General features: G+C 63.7%; 19 protein-coding genes. 5 read left to right on the forward strand and 14 right to left on the reverse strand.

The features are described from left to right. Positions 1 to 243 precede the first annotated feature (243 nt). The 8 genes from C446_RS11105 to C446_RS11140 form a co-directional block, all read right to left on the reverse strand. Entirely contained in the window at positions 244 to 1,305 is a 1,062-nt protein-coding gene (locus C446_RS11105; RefSeq protein ID WP_006673192.1) for a tyrosine-type recombinase/integrase, read from the reverse strand. Continuing rightward, positions 1,295 to 1,687 (reverse strand): DUF5805 domain-containing protein, encoded by a 393-nt coding sequence (locus C446_RS11110; RefSeq protein ID WP_006673193.1) that lies wholly within the window; start codon positions 1,685 to 1,687, stop codon positions 1,295 to 1,297. The genes C446_RS11105 and C446_RS11110 overlap by 11 nt, the downstream gene beginning before the upstream one ends. Before the next feature lie 1,527 nt (positions 1,688 to 3,214). Next, positions 3,215 to 5,140, reverse strand: a complete 1,926-nt coding sequence (locus C446_RS11115) for an aldehyde ferredoxin oxidoreductase family protein (RefSeq protein WP_006673194.1) — start codon at positions 5,138 to 5,140, stop codon at positions 3,215 to 3,217. A 244-nt stretch (positions 5,141 to 5,384) separates the two neighbouring features. Next, the gene (locus C446_RS11120; protein ID WP_006673195.1) at positions 5,385 to 5,618 is read right to left on the reverse strand and encodes an HVO_2901 family zinc finger protein; all 234 of its coding nucleotides are present in this window, start codon (positions 5,616 to 5,618) and stop codon (positions 5,385 to 5,387) included. 337 nt (positions 5,619 to 5,955) lie between these two features. Continuing rightward, positions 5,956 to 7,371, reverse strand: a complete 1,416-nt coding sequence (locus C446_RS11125) for a class II fumarate hydratase (protein ID WP_006673196.1) — start codon at positions 7,369 to 7,371, stop codon at positions 5,956 to 5,958. Positions 7,372 to 7,451: 80 nt separating this feature from the next. Next, positions 7,452 to 9,251, reverse strand: a complete 1,800-nt coding sequence (locus tag C446_RS11130; RefSeq protein ID WP_006673197.1) for a PH domain-containing protein — start codon at positions 9,249 to 9,251, stop codon at positions 7,452 to 7,454. A 1-nt stretch (position 9,252) separates the two neighbouring features. Next, entirely contained in the window at positions 9,253 to 9,714 is a 462-nt protein-coding gene (locus tag C446_RS11135) for a PH domain-containing protein (protein ID WP_006673198.1), read from the reverse strand. 232 nt (positions 9,715 to 9,946) lie between these two features. Continuing rightward, entirely contained in the window at positions 9,947 to 10,201 is a 255-nt protein-coding gene (locus C446_RS11140) for a BolA family protein (protein WP_006673199.1), read from the reverse strand. 98 nt (positions 10,202 to 10,299) lie between these two features. On the opposite strand from C446_RS11140, the gene C446_RS11145 reads away from it, so the two are divergent. After that, positions 10,300 to 10,830, forward strand: a complete 531-nt coding sequence (locus C446_RS11145; RefSeq protein WP_006673200.1) for a DUF7523 family protein — start codon at positions 10,300 to 10,302, stop codon at positions 10,828 to 10,830. A 94-nt stretch (positions 10,831 to 10,924) separates the two neighbouring features. Continuing rightward, positions 10,925 to 12,418, forward strand: coding sequence for a cysteine--tRNA ligase (gene cysS, locus C446_RS11150; protein ID WP_006673201.1), 1,494 nt, complete (start codon positions 10,925 to 10,927; stop codon positions 12,416 to 12,418). A 156-nt stretch (positions 12,419 to 12,574) separates the two neighbouring features. Here cysS and C446_RS11155 read toward each other — a convergent pair whose 3' ends face one another. Beyond that, positions 12,575 to 12,754: a hypothetical protein gene (locus C446_RS11155; RefSeq protein ID WP_006673202.1), complete on the reverse strand. Its 180-nt coding sequence runs from the start codon at positions 12,752 to 12,754 to the stop codon at positions 12,575 to 12,577. Positions 12,755 to 12,870: 116 nt separating this feature from the next. After that, a complete protein-coding gene (locus C446_RS11160) occupies positions 12,871 to 13,386 on the reverse strand; it encodes a hypothetical protein (RefSeq protein ID WP_006673203.1) in 516 nt (171 codons plus the stop codon). Between the two features lie 176 nt (positions 13,387 to 13,562). On the opposite strand from C446_RS11160, the gene C446_RS11165 reads away from it, so the two are divergent. Together C446_RS11165 and C446_RS11170 are read left to right on the forward strand one after the other, a co-directional pair. Then, on the forward strand, positions 13,563 to 14,393 hold the full coding sequence (locus C446_RS11165; protein WP_006673204.1) for a manganese catalase family protein: 831 nt from the start codon (positions 13,563 to 13,565) through the stop codon (positions 14,391 to 14,393). 55 nt (positions 14,394 to 14,448) lie between these two features. Then, positions 14,449 to 15,201: a DUF6517 family protein gene (locus C446_RS11170; protein WP_006673205.1), complete on the forward strand. Its 753-nt coding sequence runs from the start codon at positions 14,449 to 14,451 to the stop codon at positions 15,199 to 15,201. Between the two features lie 36 nt (positions 15,202 to 15,237). Here C446_RS11170 and C446_RS11175 read toward each other — a convergent pair whose 3' ends face one another. The 4 genes from C446_RS11175 to C446_RS11190 all read right to left on the reverse strand — a co-directional run bounded on the left by C446_RS11175 (position 15,238) and on the right by C446_RS11190 (position 18,453). Continuing rightward, positions 15,238 to 16,344, reverse strand: coding sequence for a presenilin family intramembrane aspartyl protease PSH (locus tag C446_RS11175; RefSeq protein WP_006673206.1), 1,107 nt, complete (start codon positions 16,342 to 16,344; stop codon positions 15,238 to 15,240). Positions 16,345 to 16,521: 177 nt separating this feature from the next. Next, positions 16,522 to 16,785, reverse strand: coding sequence for an H/ACA ribonucleoprotein complex subunit GAR1 (locus C446_RS11180; protein WP_006673207.1), 264 nt, complete (start codon positions 16,783 to 16,785; stop codon positions 16,522 to 16,524). 2 nt (positions 16,786 to 16,787) lie between these two features. Next, positions 16,788 to 17,069, reverse strand: a complete 282-nt coding sequence (srp19, locus tag C446_RS11185; RefSeq protein WP_006673208.1) for a signal recognition particle subunit SRP19 — start codon at positions 17,067 to 17,069, stop codon at positions 16,788 to 16,790. A gap of 112 nt (positions 17,070 to 17,181) precedes the next feature. After that, a complete protein-coding gene (locus C446_RS11190; protein WP_006673209.1) occupies positions 17,182 to 18,453 on the reverse strand; it encodes a PGF-CTERM-anchored ABC transporter substrate-binding protein in 1,272 nt (423 codons plus the stop codon). 59 nt (positions 18,454 to 18,512) lie between these two features. Between C446_RS11190 and btuC the strand changes: the two genes are divergently transcribed. Next, positions 18,513 to 19,568, forward strand: coding sequence for a vitamin B12 ABC transporter permease BtuC (gene btuC / locus C446_RS11195; protein ID WP_006673210.1), 1,056 nt, complete (start codon positions 18,513 to 18,515; stop codon positions 19,566 to 19,568). Positions 19,569 to 19,653: the final 85 nt, after the last annotated feature.

Raw genomic sequence — 19,653 nt, forward strand, 5'->3', positions numbered from 1 at the left:
TGCCTCGGAAAACGAAGAATAGTTTCTTTTTCAAACAGCTTCTCTGAGGACGATCGTAACGGGTGTCAGCTGTATGGTGGTTTGTAGAATTTGAGATCCCGAAGTTGTGATTAGCTGCCCCGGAATTCGATATAGCGACATGGAGTTTACCCAGTCGATTTCCACCAGAAGTATTGAGTACAGAACGAGTATAGATAGCGCCAACCAATCCACGAACGGCCACGATCCGGCCGCTAACGGATTTTACTCGGTCACGGCGTAAATCGATTCGAGGTAGGTCTCTCGGACCCGGTCACCCCAGTTGTGCGTATAGGTATCGATCACATCGCTGGCGACGTCTCCCCGAAGATACTGAACGATACCGCGGTCGCCCGTTCGGTCCCGCAGATGGGTGGTGAAGAAGTGCCGGAAGTAGTGTGGCGTCACGTTCTCGGCCGTCCCGCCGCCCGTTCGGTACCAGCCGTGTTCTCGAGCGTGTTTTTTGACGATATAGCGGACATCCGAGGGCTCGAGTCGCTGGCCCCACGAATCGCCGGTGTCGAGAAACAGCGGTCTGGCCTCGGAGACGGGGTCGGGTCGGATCGCGAGCCACTCGAGAAACACACGACGGAGTTCGTCGTCGACGGGAACGACCGTATCGCGTTTTCGCTTGTTCGAGGCCGTCCGCGTCTCGCCGTTGATGCTCACGCCGCGGGCGGGTTCCGCCGAGACGAACAGCGATGCCGGCCGGCGATCCAGTTGAACACGCGAGCTCCACTCGAGGTCGAGTGCCGTATCGACGCCCTCGAGGCGGAGATCTCGTAGATCGAGGTTACAGAGCTCGCCGACTCGCATCCCGGTCTTCAGCAGTGTGGCGACGACGGCGCGTTCGAGCGGGTGCGTGATCGAAGCGACGAACGACTGCATTTCGGGGACGGAAACGTCTCGCCGCGTCGGGTCCGTATCGATCGATTCGGACATCTCCTCCATGACCAGCCCCATCGGGTTCTCCTCGAGGACGCCGACGCGGTTCATGTAGTCGTAAAACCGGTTGAGATAGGAGGCATAGGTTGCGATGGTACTCGGCTCGAACTCCCCGCGAAGCGAGTGCACCCAGGCCATACACTCCCGTCTGTCGGCGTCACGGACGCCGTCGGCGTCGTCGAATCGCTCCCGGACGAACGCGTCGAACCGGTGAAGCACCCGATCGTAGGCCTCGAGGGTCCGTTCGCTCTTGCCGTGATACCGCTGGTCCTCGAGGAAGTAGGCGATGGGATCGTCGACGTCTGCCGGGTCGGGGTCACGAGCGTGGGGATCAGTCGCCATCGCGATCACCGACGGTGGTGTAGCCGCCGTGGCGGCCACTGTATCGAATCTCGTTTTTCGCCTGGAGGCCCTCGAGTGTCTCGTCGAGTCGGGACTCGATGTCGGCGCTGACTGCATCGAGCAACTCCTCCCAGGAATACGTGTCAGACGATAGTAATTCGAGAACCTGTCTTTCGAGGCCGTGACCCCCAGGGTCAGAGCCGGTAGAATCGGGTTCCTCTCGGTCGGGTTCGAACCCTCGTCGACCCGCCTGAACCATGGTCCGCACGAACTCGCTTTGGCTCATCCCGAGTTCGTCAGCGTGGGCCTGCCACTCCGCTTTCTGGTAGGCAGGGACGTAGGTTTTAACAGTTTTTCTAGATGTGTCCGTCGAATCGCTCATGGTTGACCGATCAAACGCCGTGACCTTCAACCTTCCCGTTATTCGGGCTAAGTGAGTTTATACCAGCTACCAGGACGTTATTTGGGGCAAATATGGACCTGCAATTCAGTATTGAAAGAATAAAGAGACTACATTTAGAGATATAGATGATCGGAATGTGGTGTCACCATTTGGTATTACTATTTGGACCCGAGTCGGTTCGACGACCTCGAGACTGCGGATAGCGAAAGCCAAACCACTCCAGGTTGTGATACGATCGGCGACTGCACACGAGTACGAGGAGAGTGTCGGCGTTCGTGCGGTTTCGAACGAGCGGGGCTGAGGCAGGTGGATGTGAAAGACCTGAAAGAGCATCGGAGCGCGGGACGGTCGCGAGGAGGGCTCGGCCGAGACGTTCGGTCTCCGACTGGTACTGGCTCTCCGATGGAGACACATTCACGGCGAAGGGTAAATTGTCGCTTCCGCACACTCCGGCCGAGGCACCCGGCTCGCCCAGCCACGTAGACGGGCCGAAGCGAAGTGAGAGACGGAATAGTAACAACTGCAACGATTTGCAGACTGATCGCCGATCCGTCGGCGATTAGATGCGCACTGACGTGCAGTGGCTACTATAGCCTGCCAATGGAACTCGAGACGATGCCAGTTGGCACGGCGTCGCCCGATGAGATCGAGACAGTACCACCGAGCCCGAGATCGGCATCGATGGAGTGCGTTTCGGTTCACTCGGACAGTAGCCCCGACCTCGGTCGAAGAGCACCTCCTGTTTCAAACACGAGCCACCAGAATTGTTCTCGGACGGTCGTCTGGCCCAAATGTCGGCCCCTCTGAAGCGGAAGCGTTCCCATCAAGTCGAGAGGGATGCACACGGCCGCCGAGCGCGTCGAGAGGGCCGTTTCGTAACCGACAGCCTAAGCTGGTCGGAGAGTCGAGGCCACAAACCGGCACTTGGTGGAGATGTGGGCGACAGCAGGTGACACACCCACCGGCTCGAGTCAGCAAAGAGGCCATCCACTGAACGCCGTCCGACTTCGCTACAGCAAGTGGCCCCGTATCGATCAGCGTTCCGCGCTACCGCTCGTCGAGATCGTCGGGAGCGAGTTCGGCTGTTCGACGGTGACTCGAGACATTGTACCGTTCGTGACTCGAAACACGATACCGTTCGGTAGCGATAAGCCAGCTCGGTAGAACACAGAAAGGCCACACGCGTCGTCTAAGCGTCTTTTTCTCGGACGTTATTGAGGCTCCCCGTTATCGCTGAAATCGCCACGAACTATTCCTCAGGCTCGTGAACGCAACAGGAGACCCAGGGTCGGACCTCTCGAGGGCTCGCTGAGAATAGCGAGAACGCTGACGACGCAAACGAACTATTTACATCATATGTCGCTATATCGAAGCTCGAGGGAGCTACCCACTGATCGAACGGGAATCGAGGCGACAGGCGAAATTCAACGCCCGACGCTTTTCGTGTCGTCAGGTGAGCGGATAGAAACCAAATCCGGGCGTCGAGACCGAGAAGACGGCGCAGGGCTACTGGCCGACTGCTATTTCGTTCGTGACGCCGACATCGTCGGCGACATCGAGGAGGTCGAGCTCGCCGAGCGTCTCGGTCAGCGGCACGCCGTCGGTATCCCAGCCACGAGCCGTGTAGTACCGATCCAGCTCCCGTTCGTACAACTCCTCGTCGATCGATTCGCCCTCGTTTGGCCCGTTCGGTACCTCCTCCGTGAACCGAGCCGGAAGCCTGTCGTCGTCCCTGTCGAACCCTTCACGGACGTTGAACGCTTTCGAGAGGTTGTACATCCGTTCGCCCGTTGTCAGGAGTTCGGACCGCGAGAGGTCGAAGCCGGTGATCGCGTTGACCAACTCGCGGACGCCTTCCTCGAGGGTGAGCCCGCGGGTGAACTTACAGACCCCGGTGATGTCGTAGACCGCCATCAGGTCCTCCATGGACTTGAGCGCGAGGGCCTTGCCGTCCATCCGGGTCCGGTCGTAGTTCTCGAACTCCCAGAAGTCGCCGTTCATCTCGAGGGCGTACAGGCAAGACGTGAGGTGGTCGGCTCCGCGGGGCGAGACGCCGAACGCAAGCGCCATCCCCTTGATCCCGCGAGGTTCGAACCCGGCGGGAGCCTGGTTCTTGACGTGGACGGCGAACTCCTCGCCGCCGCCGGCACGTCGGGCCGCCCGGACGTGGCCGTCTTTTAGCAGTTCGCCGAGGTCGCCCTCCGCACGGGCCATCTTCCGGAGCGTCTCGAGGACGGCGTGGGCGTCGCCGAACTCGAGATCGACCTCGGTCTCGATGTCCTCGAGCAAGCCGCGTTCCTCGGCCTCCATCGCCCACGCGATCGCGTTCCCGGCATCGATCGTATCGAGTCCGAGTCGGTCACAAATCTCGTTGGCCTTCGAAACGGCCTCGATGTCGTCGACTGCGACGTTGCCGCCGAGTGCGTACTGGGTCTCGTACTCCGGGCCGTCGACCGCGATATCGCCGTACTCGGTGTCTTCGGCCTCGAAAAACTGGCTGCAGGGCTTGGTACAGTACGGACAGGGGCGTTTGGTATCGACGTACTCCTCGGTCCAGGATCGAGGATCGAGAGAGATGCGGTCCTCCGAGGGGTCCTCGAGCCGTTCGTACGCCCGCTCGAAGTAACCGGACTGCCAGTTCCGGGTCGGGAAGATTCCCAGCGCGGTGTTTTTCGCGTCCAGAGCCTCGCCCGTGCCGTACTGGACATCGACCGACGCGTCGCCGGTGCCGGAAATTTCGATCTCGCCACGGCCGGTCGTCTCGAGTCGCCACTTCTGGTTGAGTTCCTCGAGTTCGTCGGGACGGGCGACCGGGACATCCATGGAGCCTTTGACCGCGATGGCCTTGAGATTCTTCGACCCCATGACCGCGCCAGGACCGCCACGGCCGGCCTGGCGATCCTCACACTCGATCATCGAGATACGAGACTCGTGTTCCCCGGCGGGGCCGATGATCGCTGACCGGAACGCGGAGCCGTACCGTTCCTCGAGTCGGTCGTGAGTCTCCCGGGTATCGAGCCCCCAGAGGTCGTCTGCCGGCTCGAGACGGACGTCGTCGTCCTCGATGACGAGGACGGACGGTTCGTCACAGGCACCCGTGATCGTCAAGGCGTCGTAGCCTGCGCGTTTGAGCTGATCGCCCATCTTCGCGCCCACCAGCGACTTGCCGTAGCCGCCGGTCAGTGGTGACTTGAATCCGAACGTCGTCTTCGATCCCGTCGGAACCGAGGGGCCGACGAGGACACCGGGAGCGACCGCGAGGACGTTTTCCGGGTCGAGCGGGTCGACGTCGGGGCCGACCCTGTCGTACAGGAGTCGCGTCGTAAACCCTGCCCCACCCAGATGTGTACGGACGAACTCCTCGGAGAGTTCCGCCGTGCTGTGGTCGCCGGCTGTCAAGTCCACCTCGAGAAGCTGGTGCCAGTAGGCCATACTCGAGCGCCCGGGACCTCACACAATAATGATGGGGTACAGTTCCCAGTCACGTGGAGTTCGGCACGAGCGTCTGTCGGGCGGTTTCCCGGACGTGTAGAACGCGTTCGAGGGCTGGCGACCACGCGAGCCGATCTGGTAATCGATCGTTATCGGACCGAAACGAAGCGGAGACGAGACGAAAGGGAGACTGGAGAGTCGGTTGAAACCGCCGAAAGAAAGCCGATTGAGTGACCGAGTGCGGTCAGTGCGTCGCGGTCCGTACGTCTTCGACCCGATACAGGTCGTCCTGTAGACCGTCGCCGTCGCAGTCGTCGTTCGGACATTCGTAGTGCCAGCCGTCCTGTGTCGCGTCGCCTTCCTGGAACCGATCCCCACACTCCTGGCAGAACAGTTGTCCCTGTTTACACGTATCCAGGTGGAGTTCGAGTGCGAGTTCGGTCCTGAAAGACTGGTTGCAGTTACGACAGGTGTGCATATTTCGTCTGACGCGAGCCGTCCCCAAAACTGCTTGGGTTCTTTTATTACGCCAAATTCGGGGCTGATTGAGGTGCTATACCCCGATTTCCACCAAACAGTGCCGGAAAAAAGAACTGTGGGGGAAAGAGAGTACCGAACTGCGAGTACACCGATTCCTGTCACGTAGGCGACTCTCGGAGGTCGTTTCGGATAGCGACGACCGAGTTGCCGTGCGATCCTCTCGGATTCTCGAGCAGTCGGAAAAGCGAATTCGACAACGCGTCCGGAGGTGACTGCGGGTCAGCTCCGGCCCAGCCATCGGGTCGGGGCCGTGCTGGATGCCCGGATACGCTGTCTCAGTCGTCCTGTCCCAGAATTCCGCGCTCGGTCATCTTCTCGGGATCGAGCACCTCGTCGGCTTCTTCCTCGTCGAGGTAGCCTTTCTCGAGGACGACTTCGCGAACGGTCTTGTCCTCCTTGAGAGCGGTCTTTGCGACCTCGCTTGCCTTGTCGTAGCCGATGTGGACGTTCAGCGAGGTGGCGAGTGCCATCGACTGTTCGACCTGCGTCTCGCAGTGGTCGCGGTTGGCCTCGAGCGGATCGACGAACCGCTCGGCGAAGACCTGACTCGAGTTGGCGATCAGTTCCGCGGACTCGAGGAAGTTGTGCGCGAGGACGGGCTTGTAGAGGTTCAGATCGATCTGTCCCTCGGCAGCGCCGGCGGAGACGGCGGCGTCGTTGCCGACGACCTGCTTGTGGACCTGGTTGACCGCCTCGGCGACGACCGGGTTGATCTTGCCGGGCATGATCGAGGAGCCGGGCTGGTTCTCGGGCTGCTCGAGTTCGCCCAGGCCGTTACGGGGGCCGGAGGCCAGCAGCCGGAGGTCGTTCGCGATCTTGTTCAGCGAGCCCGCAACCACCCGCAGGGCACCGTGCGCCTCGCTCATCGCGTCGTGGGCGGCCTGTGCCTCGAAGTGGTCGTCGGCCTCGCGGAACTGAACGCCGGTCTCTTTCGTGATGTACTCCGCGGCGCGGCCGGGGAACTCGGGGTGGGTGTTCAGTCCCGTCCCAGTGGCCGTGCCACCGAGCGCGAGCTCGGCGAGGTGATCGCGGACTTTGTCGACCCGGTCGAGCCCCTTCGCGATCTGGGTCCGGTAGCCGCCGAACTCCTGGCCCAGCGTAACGGGCGTCGCGTCCTGGAGATGCGTTCGGCCGGTCTTGACGACGTCGTCGAACTCCGCTTCTTTCCCCTCGAGGGACTCTCGGAGCGTATCGAGCGCAGGGATGACGTCTTTCTCGACGGCCTCGAGTGAGGCGACGTGCATCGCGGTCGGGATGACGTCGTTCGAGGACTGGCCGTAGTTGACGTGGTCGTTGGGGTGGACGACACGGTCGCCGATCTCCGCGCCCATGATCTCGGCGGCGCGGTTGGCGATGACCTCGTTGGCGTTCATATTCGACGACGTACCGGAGCCGGTCTGGAAGATATCGACCGGGAACTGCTCGTCGTGTTCGCCGGCGATGACCTCGTCGGCGGCCTCGATGATCGCCTCCGCGACGTCGTCCTCGATCAGCCCGAGGTCCCGGTTTGCCTGTGCGGCGGCCTTCTTGACGACGCCGAGTGCACGGACGAAACGCCGGCTAAACGTGATCCCCGAGATGGGGAAGTTCTGGATCGCACGCTGGGTCTGTGCGCCCCAGTAGGCGTCTTTCGGAACCTGCATCTCGCCGAGGCTGTCCTCCTCGATTCGGTAATCGTCTTCGCCTCCCATACGCGGAACCTCTCGGTCGGCGGGGTAAAATCCACCGGAACCGCCGACCTGACGACTGGATGCGTACAGCCGTGTCTTGATCAGGTGAAGTCGACCTCGAGCCCGAGGTCGTCGTCTGCGGCTCGTTCCCGGAGAGCCGTCTGGAGGCGGTCCCGACTGGTGTCTCTGGCCTCGCGGGCGTCCTCGAGGTCGATGTCGTAGACGGTCGTCGACGACCAGAAGAACGACCGAGAGCTGGCGGTGTCGACGACCAGCGAGGCGATACCGAGCCGACGCTGGAAGATCGACCGGCGGACGGAGACGGTCTGGAGCCGGTAGTAGGGGACGACGGTCGTCCGTCGACGCCAGAAGCCGCCGCGGATCACGATGTGGTCGTCGCCGACGTAGTAGCCGATGTGGACGTACCGGAGATGGGCCGCCGGCGGGACCGCGAGGAACGCGGCTGCAGCGACGTACCAGTTTTCGAACGCGGTCACGGTCGAGACGCCAAACGCGATCGCGACGAACACGGCCGCAAGCAGCGAGTACCGAACCAGGTATCGGCGTCGCGCGATCGGCGGCGGGCCCTCGAACTTGGGTGTCTCGACCCCGGTGAGATTCTCGGTGAACCGGTAGACACGTGGATGCTGGGCGAGCGGTACGGCCGACTGACTCCCGCCGTTGCTTTCGGGTCCGTAGCCAGCGGTCTCGACCCACAGCCCGCCGTACTCGATCAGTCGCTGGAGCGGGTTGTCGGTCACCGTCACTGCCTGGACCTTCTCGGAGGGGATCGACCCGCTGTACCGCTGGAGGAGCCCTCGCTCGTAGACGAAGTCGTCGCCGACTCGACCGAGCTGGAAGTCGTAGTAGGTCGCGAACGTGTAGGCGACGCTGAGTGCGTAGGTGACGAGAATACTGATCACGCCCGAAATGATCGTCAGGATACCGTAGCTCGCCGTGTCGCCGGTCTCGAGGTCCGTGGGACCCCCGAACGGCTGGGCGATCGTCACGAACAGATCGACGACCGCCTCCGTCGCGAAGAAGAAAATAAAGAGGACGGCAGCGACGGCTGCCGGGCGGAAGGACGTAAACGAGTACAAGAGCAGTTCCTTTGCCTCGAGGTCGAACAGTCGCTCCTTCTGTGGGTGTGCGGTCGGGTCCTCTCGCCGATCTCTGTCCGTTACCGGGCCGAACCCTTCCGTGCGATCCGCTGGTTCCGGCCCGACTCGGTCCGTTCGCGCGTCGGCCCCGACATCGCCGGTCGCGTCCCGGACGCGAGTCGTGTCGTCGGCCGCGTTCCGAGGCGGCACTTCTCCGTCGGTCGGTCCGGCTGGTCGGTCGAATTCCTCGGGCGGTTCCGGACCGATCAGGTCCCGACTGGCGGGTTCGTCTTCGCTTTCGCCTTCCCTTTTGGCTTCGTCCCGGCGGGCCCGTTTTCGGTCCCGCTGTTGGCCTTTCGCTTCCGCGGTTCGGCGACGGATCTCGCTTTGCAGCCGATTCGCCTCCCCTTCGCTGACGAAGTACAGCGACGCTTCAGTGTCGCCGCCACCCGCCGTTTCGACCGAAACCGTCGCGAGGCCGAACAGCCGCTGGAAGACACTCTGTCTGATGTCGACGTTCTGGATGCGCCTGTACGGAATCTCACGAGAGCGACGGGCGACGACTCCCGAAGAGACATCGACAGTATCGGTGGTCACCTCGTAGCCGAAGCGGTAGTAGTAGGCGACGCCGTAGCCGATGCCAAAGAGGAATCCGAAGGGGGCGGCGACCGGGACCCAAGCGCCACTGACCGGATCGAAAACCCCCGCGAGCACGACGACGAGGAAGACGGGAATCCAGAGCCAGAGGAAGCCGTACTGGATGGCGTACGTGACCGCGCTGAGTGGGTGGAGCCGATTCATGTTAGACCGCGTCGTCGGCTTCGCTGTCGATCGCGAGGTCCCGAAGCGTATCCTGTAGCTCGCGGGCACGATCGGGCGTCAGTCCCGGGATTCGAACGTCCGCGTTCCGGGAGCCCGCGGTGTAGACGACGACGCTCGAGAGTCCGAGCATACGCTCGATCGGCCCGAACTGCGTATCCACGTGCTGGACGCGGACGAACGGGACCGCCGTCTCGACGAACGTGATCACCCCCCGCTCGAGATACAGCGCGTCCGACTGGAGTTCGAACTGCCAGATCTGGTAGAGCCGGATGGCATAGAGAATGCCGGCGAGCAACACGAGCACGACGGTGCCGGCGAGCACGGCGGTCGGCACCGTGACGACGAGCTGATCGACGGCGGCGAGAACGACGCCGAGGACCGCCGCCGTGATCACCCCCTGTGCGATCCAGAGGAAACGAATCCGAGGGTTGAGCGATTCCATACGGGTATCCTATCAGTAGAGTAGGATAAAGTTGCGGGTCCGACATCGATCCTGCCGAGACTCCAGTCCCGAAACGAGTCATGTATCCGACCTGTTCTGGTAGTTTGGATGGCAGGAGTGGAGTGTGGTGGAGCAGAGTGGGTGGAGCAGAGTGGGTGGAGCAGAGTGGGTGGAGCAGAGTGGAGTGGGGTGGAGTAAAGTAGCAGCCCCGCTGGGCTCCAGTACCCGTCGATCAGCTCTCGTACTCGTCGTACTCCTCGGGCGTGTACGTCGATAGTTCGAGGGCGTGGATGTCCGTCGTCATATGGTCGTCCAGGGCATCGTACACCTGCTGATGTTGCTGGACTAGTGGTTGTCCCTCGAACACGGGGGAGACGACCGTCGCTGCGAGGTGGTCGTCGTCGTGTTCGTCGCGTGCGTAGGTGACGGTCGCTTCGGCGTCCTCGAGTTCCGCCTCGATGAGTTCCTCGACGTCTGTGGGTTTCATATACGGTTGGTCGGGCGCTCGGGGCAAAAGTACCCCGATCGTCGACGGCACTGGTCTCCGTCGCCGCGTTTATGCTCCCAGCGAACCCTCTCGAGACCATGCCACCGTCACTGGCAGCCCGAACCCGGGAGGCGATCGAGGGCCATCCGTTTCTCGTGGCGGCACTGCGGGCCGACGTGGTCAACTACACCGCAGCTGCCCGGTTTCTCGGGCGGGAGAACGACCTCGAGGGCGATGTCGACGCCATCGCGACCGCATTGCGCCGGTACGCAGAAGAACTGCCAGCTCGCGAAACAGAACGGCGGGACGTGCGGGTTCGAATGGAACGCGGCGTCGACGTCTGCGAGGGGGAAAGTCGGAGCGACGGAGCGGCGACGCTGCTTTCGGTCGGGGACATTGCGATCGAAGACGGCGGCGGCCGGACCGCCATCGTGGCGACCGGCGACATCGACGCGAGCGCGCTGGCGGGGACGCTGCGGACGCTTTCGGTTTCGGGAATCGAGCCGGACGCGGCCGCCGTCGGTCGCGACACGCTGCTCGTCGTCGTCGATCGGCTCGAGGGGGCCGACGCGGTCCGGGCGGTCGAAGACGCGCTCGAACGGGTTCGAGTACCACCCGGCGACGACTGACGCCGGTGTGGCGGCGATCGGGGGTGGTCGCGGCAGACCCGGACGATGGGGCCGATAACAGCGTTTAACTGCCGGCCGCGGATAGACGTGGGTAATGACCCTACGCGTGACGAACACGTTGACGGGGGAAACGGAGCCGTTCGAGCCACAGGACCCGGATAACGTCTTGCTCTACTACTGTGGCCTGACGGTCTCCGATCCGCCCCACCTGGGCCACGCCCGATCGTGGGTCCACGTCGACGTCATGCACCGCTGGCTCGAGTTCCTCGGCTACGACGTGCGCCACGTCGAGAACTTCACCGACATCAACGAGAAGATCGTCGCCCGCGTCGGCGAGGGCGACCTCGGCGAGGACGAAAGCGAGGTCGCCCAGCGATACGTCGAACGCACGCTCGCGGACATGCGCTCGCTGAACCTCCTGCGCGCGGAGGTCTATCCCCGCGTCTCGGAGCACGTCCCCGAGATAATCGACCTCGTCGAAACCCTGGTCCAGAAGGGCTACGCCTACGAGTCCAACGGGTCAGTCTACTTCGACGTGACCCAGTTCGACGAGTACGGCAAACTCTCGAATCAGGACCTCGAGGAGATCGAGTCCCAGGGCGACCCCGACGAACGCTCGGAAAAGCGCCACCCCGCGGACTTCGCGCTCTGGAAGGCCGGTGGTGTCGGTCCGGGCGAGATCGCGGAACACCGTCACGAGGGCGCGGCCGATCCCGAGGATGCCTGTGAGACGGCCCGAACGTGGGACTCCCCCTGGGGAGAGGGTCGCCCCGGCTGGCACATCGAGTGCTCCGCGATGAGCATGACCCACCTCGGCGAGACGCTCGACCTCCACGTCGGCGGTCGCGACCTCGTCTTCCCACACCACGAAAACGAGATCGCCCAGTCCGAAGCCGCGACCGACGACCGGTTCGCGAAGTACTGGCTCCACTGTGAGCTGTTCCAGATGGACGACGAGAAGATGTCCTCGAGTCTCGGCAACTTCGTCACCGTCGACGAGGCGGTCGATCGGTGGGGGACGAACGTCCTGCGCACCTTCCTCACCGCGGGCTCGTACAACAGCAAACAGCTGTACTCCGACGAAACGATCGCCGAGGCCGAAGAACGGTGGGAGCGACTCGAACGTGCCTACGAGGCGGCCGTCGAAGCCGTCGACTCGGCCGACGCCCGGACGAAGGTTGCCGACGACGGGTTCCGCGGAGCCATCGAGAATGCCCGCGAGGCGTTCGTCGACGCGATGAACGACGACTTCAACACTCGCGAGGCACAGTCCGCGCTGCTCGAGGTCGCATCGGCGATCAACGGTCATCTCGCGGACCGCGACGAATACGACTACCGTGGCCTACGCGAGGCAGTGGAGACGCTCGAGGAGCTGGGCGACGTGTTGGGGCTCTCCTTTACCGGCGACACGACGGGATCGGCCGACCTCTCGGGTGACGTGGTCGACCTCGTACTCGACGTCCGCGAGCAAGAGCGCGCCGACGGGAACTACGAGCGTGCCGACGAGTTACGCGATGAACTCGAGGCGCTGGGAATCGAGGTTCAGGACACCGACGAGGGTCCGACCTACCGACTGCCGTCGGAGTAAGCGGTTCCCGGCTCGACCGGCCACCCTCGGTCGCCGGACTGGGTCTTCGGGAGCCCTCGACGAGCACGTCCGCTCCCGGAGCGGACCGCTCGAGGTGACCCGGATAGTGCCTTCGAGGTACGTCGAGTTTGACGGTCGGCTCAGAGTGTCTCCGTGTCATTGTTGGTCGTCGATCCGCTCGCCGCCGAGGATCCGGAGGTCCGGATCGGCACAGTCACAGATATCCCGGCCGCCGACCGGTTCGATACGACCGTTGCTCCAGATGCGAACCAGTCCGATCGACCCGCAGTCGTCACACCGGGCGGCAGCCCGGCGCTTTTCGTTATCGCCAGCCATCCGTTCGGGCGACGATCGATCGCGGCAAGCAGCTGCGAGCCACTACACCGGTCGGTCGAAGCAGCGTCGTCCCGATTATCGCTATCGTCATCGTCATCGTCGGACCAGTTCGGAAATCACTCCTCGAGTGTCAGTTCGACCCCGGTGAACGGACCCCGGATATGGTGGTACTCGCTCGAGGACGTTCGCTGGAGATCGAGCGGCTCATCACTGTCTGGAAGCGACGTTTCCGCGAACAGAAACGCACGAAGCGACGGGGCTCGCTCGTAGCTGACGACGTACGTTCCATACGTCGGCAGGTCCTCGGGACGCCACGTGAGGCCGCGCTCGCGAATCCTGATCCGAGAGTTGGGCGTGTACTGGTACGCGTACATCGCGCCCTCTATCGTCGCTTCGGAGCCGGCCGTTTCGTCGGTGGCGGCCGTCTCCGTACCGTCGGTTGCCAAAGCGGCCGTTCCGGTCCCGATCACCCCCGCAACCGTCGCCGTGGCGCTGTACTCGAGGACGCGACGCCGTGAGGGAGCGGGTATCGTTCGCGTCGTTCCCGTATCCCCTCGAGCGTCGGGGTCGGGGTCGGTGTCGAACCTGGTGCCGGTATCGGTATCGATATGGGTATCGTGTTCGCTCCTCATCGAAAATCGACCTGTGACAGCGGCACCGACATCGATCGGCGAAAAAAAGGTTTGTTCGAGGTCGCGTTGACCTTCGTCACCGTCTCGCTTTCACTCACGGGAGTTATTCACTACCCGTAATCGTCTACTCTCGTGCAAGTGAAACTTTCATAGGCGAATTCGAGGTCACTAGAACGATGTTCTTCCACGAACCCGAGCTGCAGTACGAGGTCACCGTCGAGGACCCGGACCCTCACTTCGCGAAACTTCTCCAGCAGGCGATCGGCGGCCAGGAGGGAGAGATGCGCGTCGCGATGCAGTACATGTTCCAGGCGTGGGCGCTCCCGGAGGAGTACGAGGCCTATCGGAACCTGCTCATGGAGACCGCCGTCGAGGAACTGGGCCACATCGAGTTGCTCGCGACGGCCGTCACGAAGAACCTGCGGGGCTCGCCCAAGGAGATGCGCGAGGAGACCGACGAGACGGCCGCCGCGGCTGCGGCGATGACCGGCCAGAACCCACGGCAGTTCCTCTCCTCGGGGCTCTCCGCAATGCCGGTCGACAGCAACGGCGTTCCGTTCGACGGCTCGTACGTCGCCGCGTCCGGAAACCTCGCCGGCGACCTCTACGCGAACGTGATGGCCGAGGCAATCGGACGGACGCTCGCAACTCGCCTCTGGGAGTACACCAGCGACCCCGGGATGGAAGATTTGTTGTCGTACCTGATTGCCCGGGATACGATGCACCAGAACCAGTGGCTCGAGGCCCTCGAGAGCCTGGAGGACCCGGTTCCGGTTCCGGCGAGTTTCTCCCAAGAAGAGGAAAACCAGGCGGTCAATTACGCGTTCATGTCGACACGCCGGGACGCCCAGCCGGACCCAGGCCAGCCGTGGACGCAAGGCGCGACACCGGACGGAAACGGCGAGTTCTCGTATCTCGCCGAGCAGCCGGGAGACGGCGACGGTGTGCCGTCGGAGCCGGACCCGTCGACGTACAACGACCCACAGCCGGACGACCAACAACGCTAAGCCCGGACGTGAGAGTCGGCGGCGGACTTATCTTGGCACGCGTCGAGAAGCCCCTATGCATCGACGGCAGTTCGTCGCGGCGGCCACAACCGGCACCCTCGCTGCGACGGCAGGCTGTCTCGGCGACTTCCTCGAGGACGTGACGACGTTTTCGGCCTCGCCGGCGGTCGTCGCCGAGGCCGTCGCCGCCGACGCCGGGTACGACTACCGTGGGACCGAGTCGTCAGTGGCGACCGAAACCGTCGCGGGCGAGTCGATCGAGGCGACCAATTACGTCAGCGAGTACGTCCGGACGCTCGACCTGCCGTTCGATATCGGCGGTGATAGCGATGGGGGAGAGGGCGGAGACGAGGACGAAGACGAAGACGAAGACAACGGCACCGAAGCAGGCGCTTTCGGCATCCTGACGACCCCACAAGTGAGCGTCGCCGGCGAGGACTTCAACCCCGTCGCCGGCGTGTCGCGCTCCGAAATCGCCGGGCGCGTCCAGGACCAGTACGAGGAACTCGAGGTCGACGACGAGCCGATCGATCGCCGCGAACGCGAGGTGCTCGGCAGTTCGACGACGGTAGACACCTTCGAGGGTGAAGCGACGCTACAGGGGCTTTCGACCGTCGACGTCTACGTCGACGTGGCGACGCCCGATCGGGACGGCGACCACTTCGTGATCGTGGGCGTCTATCCGGACGCAGCGGGCCTCGATCGCGAGTCGGAAGCCGAACGGGTCGACGCGCTACTCGAGGGGATCGAACACGGCGACAGCGTCGACGTCGACGTCGATATCGATGTCGATGTCGAGGACGACTGATACGGTTTCCTGTAGTTACAGCAATCCGTACGAGAACTAGAACCCGAGTGCGGCCGTGATCGACAGACCGCTCGCGAGCGCGCCGATCAGGTAGCCGCCGATCGCGCCCCCGTTGAGCAACGGGAGCCCTGCGTGGGCACGCCCTTTCAGAACCATGTACATGAGTACCAGCAGGCCAGCGATCGTACCGAGCAATGCCCCCAGCGCGGGGAGATTCAGCGCGATCAGGGGAACGTCGATCGTTCCTGCATCGAGGAAGAACGCAGCGCTCACGACGAGGATCGACGGGATGACGGCGTCTCCCAGGCCGATAAAGAGGGCGTCGCGCTCGAGGTCCCGGTCGGCATCGTCGGGCTCGTCGGTTTCGGGGGCCGGCGGTTCGGGCTCGAGTTCCGGGTCGGGACCGCTCGCGTCGGTATCGGCGGCCGGCGACGCGTTGCCGTCCGTCGCCATCGTCGCGGTTGCGTCGGTCTCGTCTCCGTCTCCGTCCCCGCTGGGGTTCGTGTCGTCGGCTGCGGTCTCGGTGTCGTCCGCCGGCGACTCGAGGTAGGAGTACGAGAGCGTCGTCGGAACGACGAGGACGACAGGAATTTTTAGGTCCATCACACCTTCGGCCAGATCGAGCATGTGTTCGGTGCCGTAGACGCTGATCGCGTCGTACACCGCGAGCACGGCGAGCAACAACAGGGCCGGCAAGAGCCCGAAGCTAATACCAAACAGCGCGGCAGCACCGGCACCCATCAACACCCCCGTGAGGTCGATGACGTACCACTCGGGATACCACAGGAGGGCAGCACCGACCGCCACCGAGGCGAGGACGGCGACGACGTTGACCGACCCGACCGAGACGACTGGCGGGAGGAACTCGGTGAAGACGAACCAGGCGAGCATGACGCTGACGCCGACGATCAGCGCGCGGATGAGCCACTGGACGTCGTACTTGAACGCGGCGAGCATGAGCGCAGTCGCCGCGAGAATAATACCGAAGTAGATGAAACTGTTCGTCGGGTCCTCGGGGTTCTCGACGGCCTGGCGTTCGGACTCGTAGAACGGCTCGATGAGGGCCAGAGCGCCGATCTGGACGCCGAGGAAGAGGGCGACCGTCACGCCGACGGCACCGAGAACTCGCGTCCGATGGTTCATGGCGCGCCGTTTGCACCGCGGTCGTATGGGTGTTTTCGTTGGCGTCCGTGGCTGGTACTCGACACTCGACACTCGACACTCGACACTCGACACTCGACACTCGATATCTGACACTCTACAGGAACGGGAAGGGGAACGGGAACGGGAACGGGAACGGGAACGGGAGCAGGACGTTGCTCAGCGGGCGTACAGCGTCCCGCCAACCAGCGACGGCAGATGCACGTCGTCGTCCGGCGTCACAGCCAAGAAGGGGCGATCGACTGGCCCGAAGACATCGACGACCCGACCGACCTCCTCGAGCGAGTCGTCGAGGACGGGGGTGCCGATTTCGTCCCGATAGCGGTCGTCGGGGTCGTCGGTGTCGTGGCTTTCGTCGCTTTCGTCGGCCCGCAACACCGCAAGTCCCTGTGCCGTCCGGACGACGGTCCCGACGCGACGCATGCTCACTCGCGCATCGCGGCGACGTACGCCGCGACGGCCTGGACGAGGTCGTTCTTCGTCGAGTCGTCGGCTCCGCGGACGACGACTCGGCCTCGCTGTGCCCAGTGTTCCCGGGAGTAGGATTTGTCTCGTTCTATCGTCGCGTCGTACCCGATCTGCTGGACGGCCTTCGCGATTTCGTCGACCGTCGGCTCCTCGACGGCCAACTCGTCCGAGACGCGACGGCCCTCCGAGCGGGAGAGCGACGCGTCGAGGTACGCGGGCCAGATGACGTTCTCGACCATGCATTTGTGTGTGCAGGCCGACGAGTAAACCCTTGTGAACTACGCGTCCCGGTGGGCCGAACCGAATCTGCCGCAAAAATCGGTTTTCGAACCTCGATTTGCCGAATCGCGGTCAGGCGCGATCGCTCGAGCGGACGGCTCCGAACAACGCGAGCACGGCGAGAACGGCGACGGCTGCCGGAACGCCGAATCCGGGGATGGAGTCTCCATCGTCGGTGTCGGCATCGGCATCGGCGTCGTCGCCATCGCCGTTCGGTCCAGTCGTGCCCGTTTCGTTGCCGGCTTCGTCACTGTCGTCGCCGTCGACGTCCGCGCCGTCGTCAGCGCCATTATCATCTAGCTCCCCTGCGGGAATATCGCCGTAGTGATCGATGCGCTCGTCCGCAGCGAGGTCTGCTTCCTCGTAGGCCTCAGGATGGACATCCTCGACGATGCCGGCGATCGCGACCACGACGAGCGGGGCCGGCTGACTCATGTAGTGATCGTTGACGGCGACGAACTGCTCGTTCTCGTAGGCTTGTGTCGCCATCACGCCCTCACCCACTGGCGGCTCGCCCCAGGTCTCGCCGTAGACGATCCAGTCGGGGTCCTGCTCGATCACCTGTTCTTCGTCGACCATCTGCCACCCTTCGATACCGACCTCGGCTCCGAGGTTCTCGAGGCCTGCAGTCGTCAGAATCTCGTGAGAGAAGGTGTCTTCACCGGCGGTGAAGCCATCGCCCATCTCGTAGTACGCGAGCGGCCGCTCCACGTCGTCGACCGCCTCTTCGATCGTCGTCAGCGTCTCGTCCATCCACTCGAGGGTCTCGTCGGCACCGTCACACTCGCCGACCATCTCGCCGGTCAGCCGGACGTTCTCGGCGACGCCGTCGAGCGAGTCCTCGGTCGGGAAGACAAAGACCGTCAGTCCCGCATCCCGGAGCTGATCGATCACGTCGTCCCCGGCAAGCGTGTTTGCGGCCAGAACGACGTCGGGTTCGCGGTCGACGACTTCTTCGGTGATCGGCGTCAAGTCGTCGTCCTCGCTGATGTCGAGTTCCGCGTCGGGCTCGAGGTAGTCGGTGTACTGTCCGACGGGCATGCCGACGACCTTGTCTTCGGCTCCGATCTCAAACATCGTCTGGGCGTCGCTCGGCTGGAGCGCGACGACCGCATCCGGTTCCTCGTCGATCGTGACGGTTTCGCCCGTCCCGTCAGTTTCCTCGAACGGGAACTCGCAGGTCGGTGCTTCCTGTACGCCGAGCGTCGCCGGGCTGGAGCCGGCGTCAGTCGTTGCGCTCGCGTTCGGACCGCTCCCGGCAGCCAGACCGGCCCCGGCGGCCGGAGCGACCGTGAACGCGAGTACCATCGATACAGCGACGATCGCGACCAGTAGCTTTCGCATCGACGGAGTGGAGACGCCACTCCAACAAATATTTGACTACTGCAATCGGGCTTTCAGACATGCTCGCTCCCGGGGTCTCCGGACGGGTTATCACCTGGTGTCTGGCACTCGCCGTTCTCCTCGTCGGCACCGTCATCGGAAGCGCGATGCTAGGCTCGGTCCGGATCGACCCACTCACGGTGTCGAAAGCCGTGCTCAACCTCACGGGCTTCGTCGCTTACGACGTTCCCTCGGCTCATCAGACGATCATTGCCGACGTGCGGCTCCCGCGGATCGCACTCGCCGCAATCGTCGGGTTCGCGCTTGCCGCCGCGGGAACCGTCATGCAAGGGTTCTTTCGAAACCCGCTTGCCGACCCCTCGATCATCGGTGTCTCGACTGGGGCCGCCGCGGGTGCCGTCGCCGCGATCGCGTTTCCCGCCCTCGTCCCGTTCTCGAGCGTCCACATCCCGGCGTTCGTCGGCGCAGTCGGAACCGCGTTTTTCGTTTACGCCGTCGCGACGGAAGGCGGTCGAACGCCGGTTGCGACGCTGTTGCTGGCCGGCGTCGCGATCCAGGCGTTTCTGGGTGCGGTAATCTCGTACATGCTAGTCCACAGCGGCGAGAGCCTTCGGGAAGCAGTCGTCTGGATGATGGGCCATCTCCATCGGAGCAGCTGGAACGATGTCACGTTTGCCCTGCCGGTGACACTCGTCGGCGTCGCGATACTCGGCGCGTACACTCGGGAGATGAACGTCCTCCTGCTCGGGGAAGAGGACGCCCACCACCTCGGGGTCGACGTAGAGCGGACCAAACTGCTCTTGCTCGCGCTTGCGAGTATCGTCACCGCCGCCGGCGTCGCCGTCGCCGGCGTCATCGGCTTCGTCGGGCTGATCGTCCCCCACATCATGCGGCTGGTCGTCGGCCCGGACCACCGCATCCTCCTGCCGACCAGCGCACTCGCCGGCGCTTCCTTCCTGGTCGCGACCGATACGATCGCTCGCCTGGACGTACTCCCGCTCCCGTTCGGCCTCGAGGTCGGGACGCCGATCGTCCCGGTGGGGATCGTGACCGCGGCACTTGGCGCGCCGTTTTTCCTCTACCTGCTGACTAAACGGGAGGTGCACGCGCTGTGATCGATCCGTTCGGACGCCACGATGACGATGACGACGACGAGGGCGATAGTCCCCGGGGCATCACAGACGCCAGTTCCGGGATCGA

It is taken from the genome of Halobiforma nitratireducens JCM 10879, assembly GCF_000337895.1.
GTDB classification, from domain to species: Archaea; Halobacteriota; Halobacteria; order Halobacteriales; family Natrialbaceae; genus Natronobacterium; species Natronobacterium nitratireducens.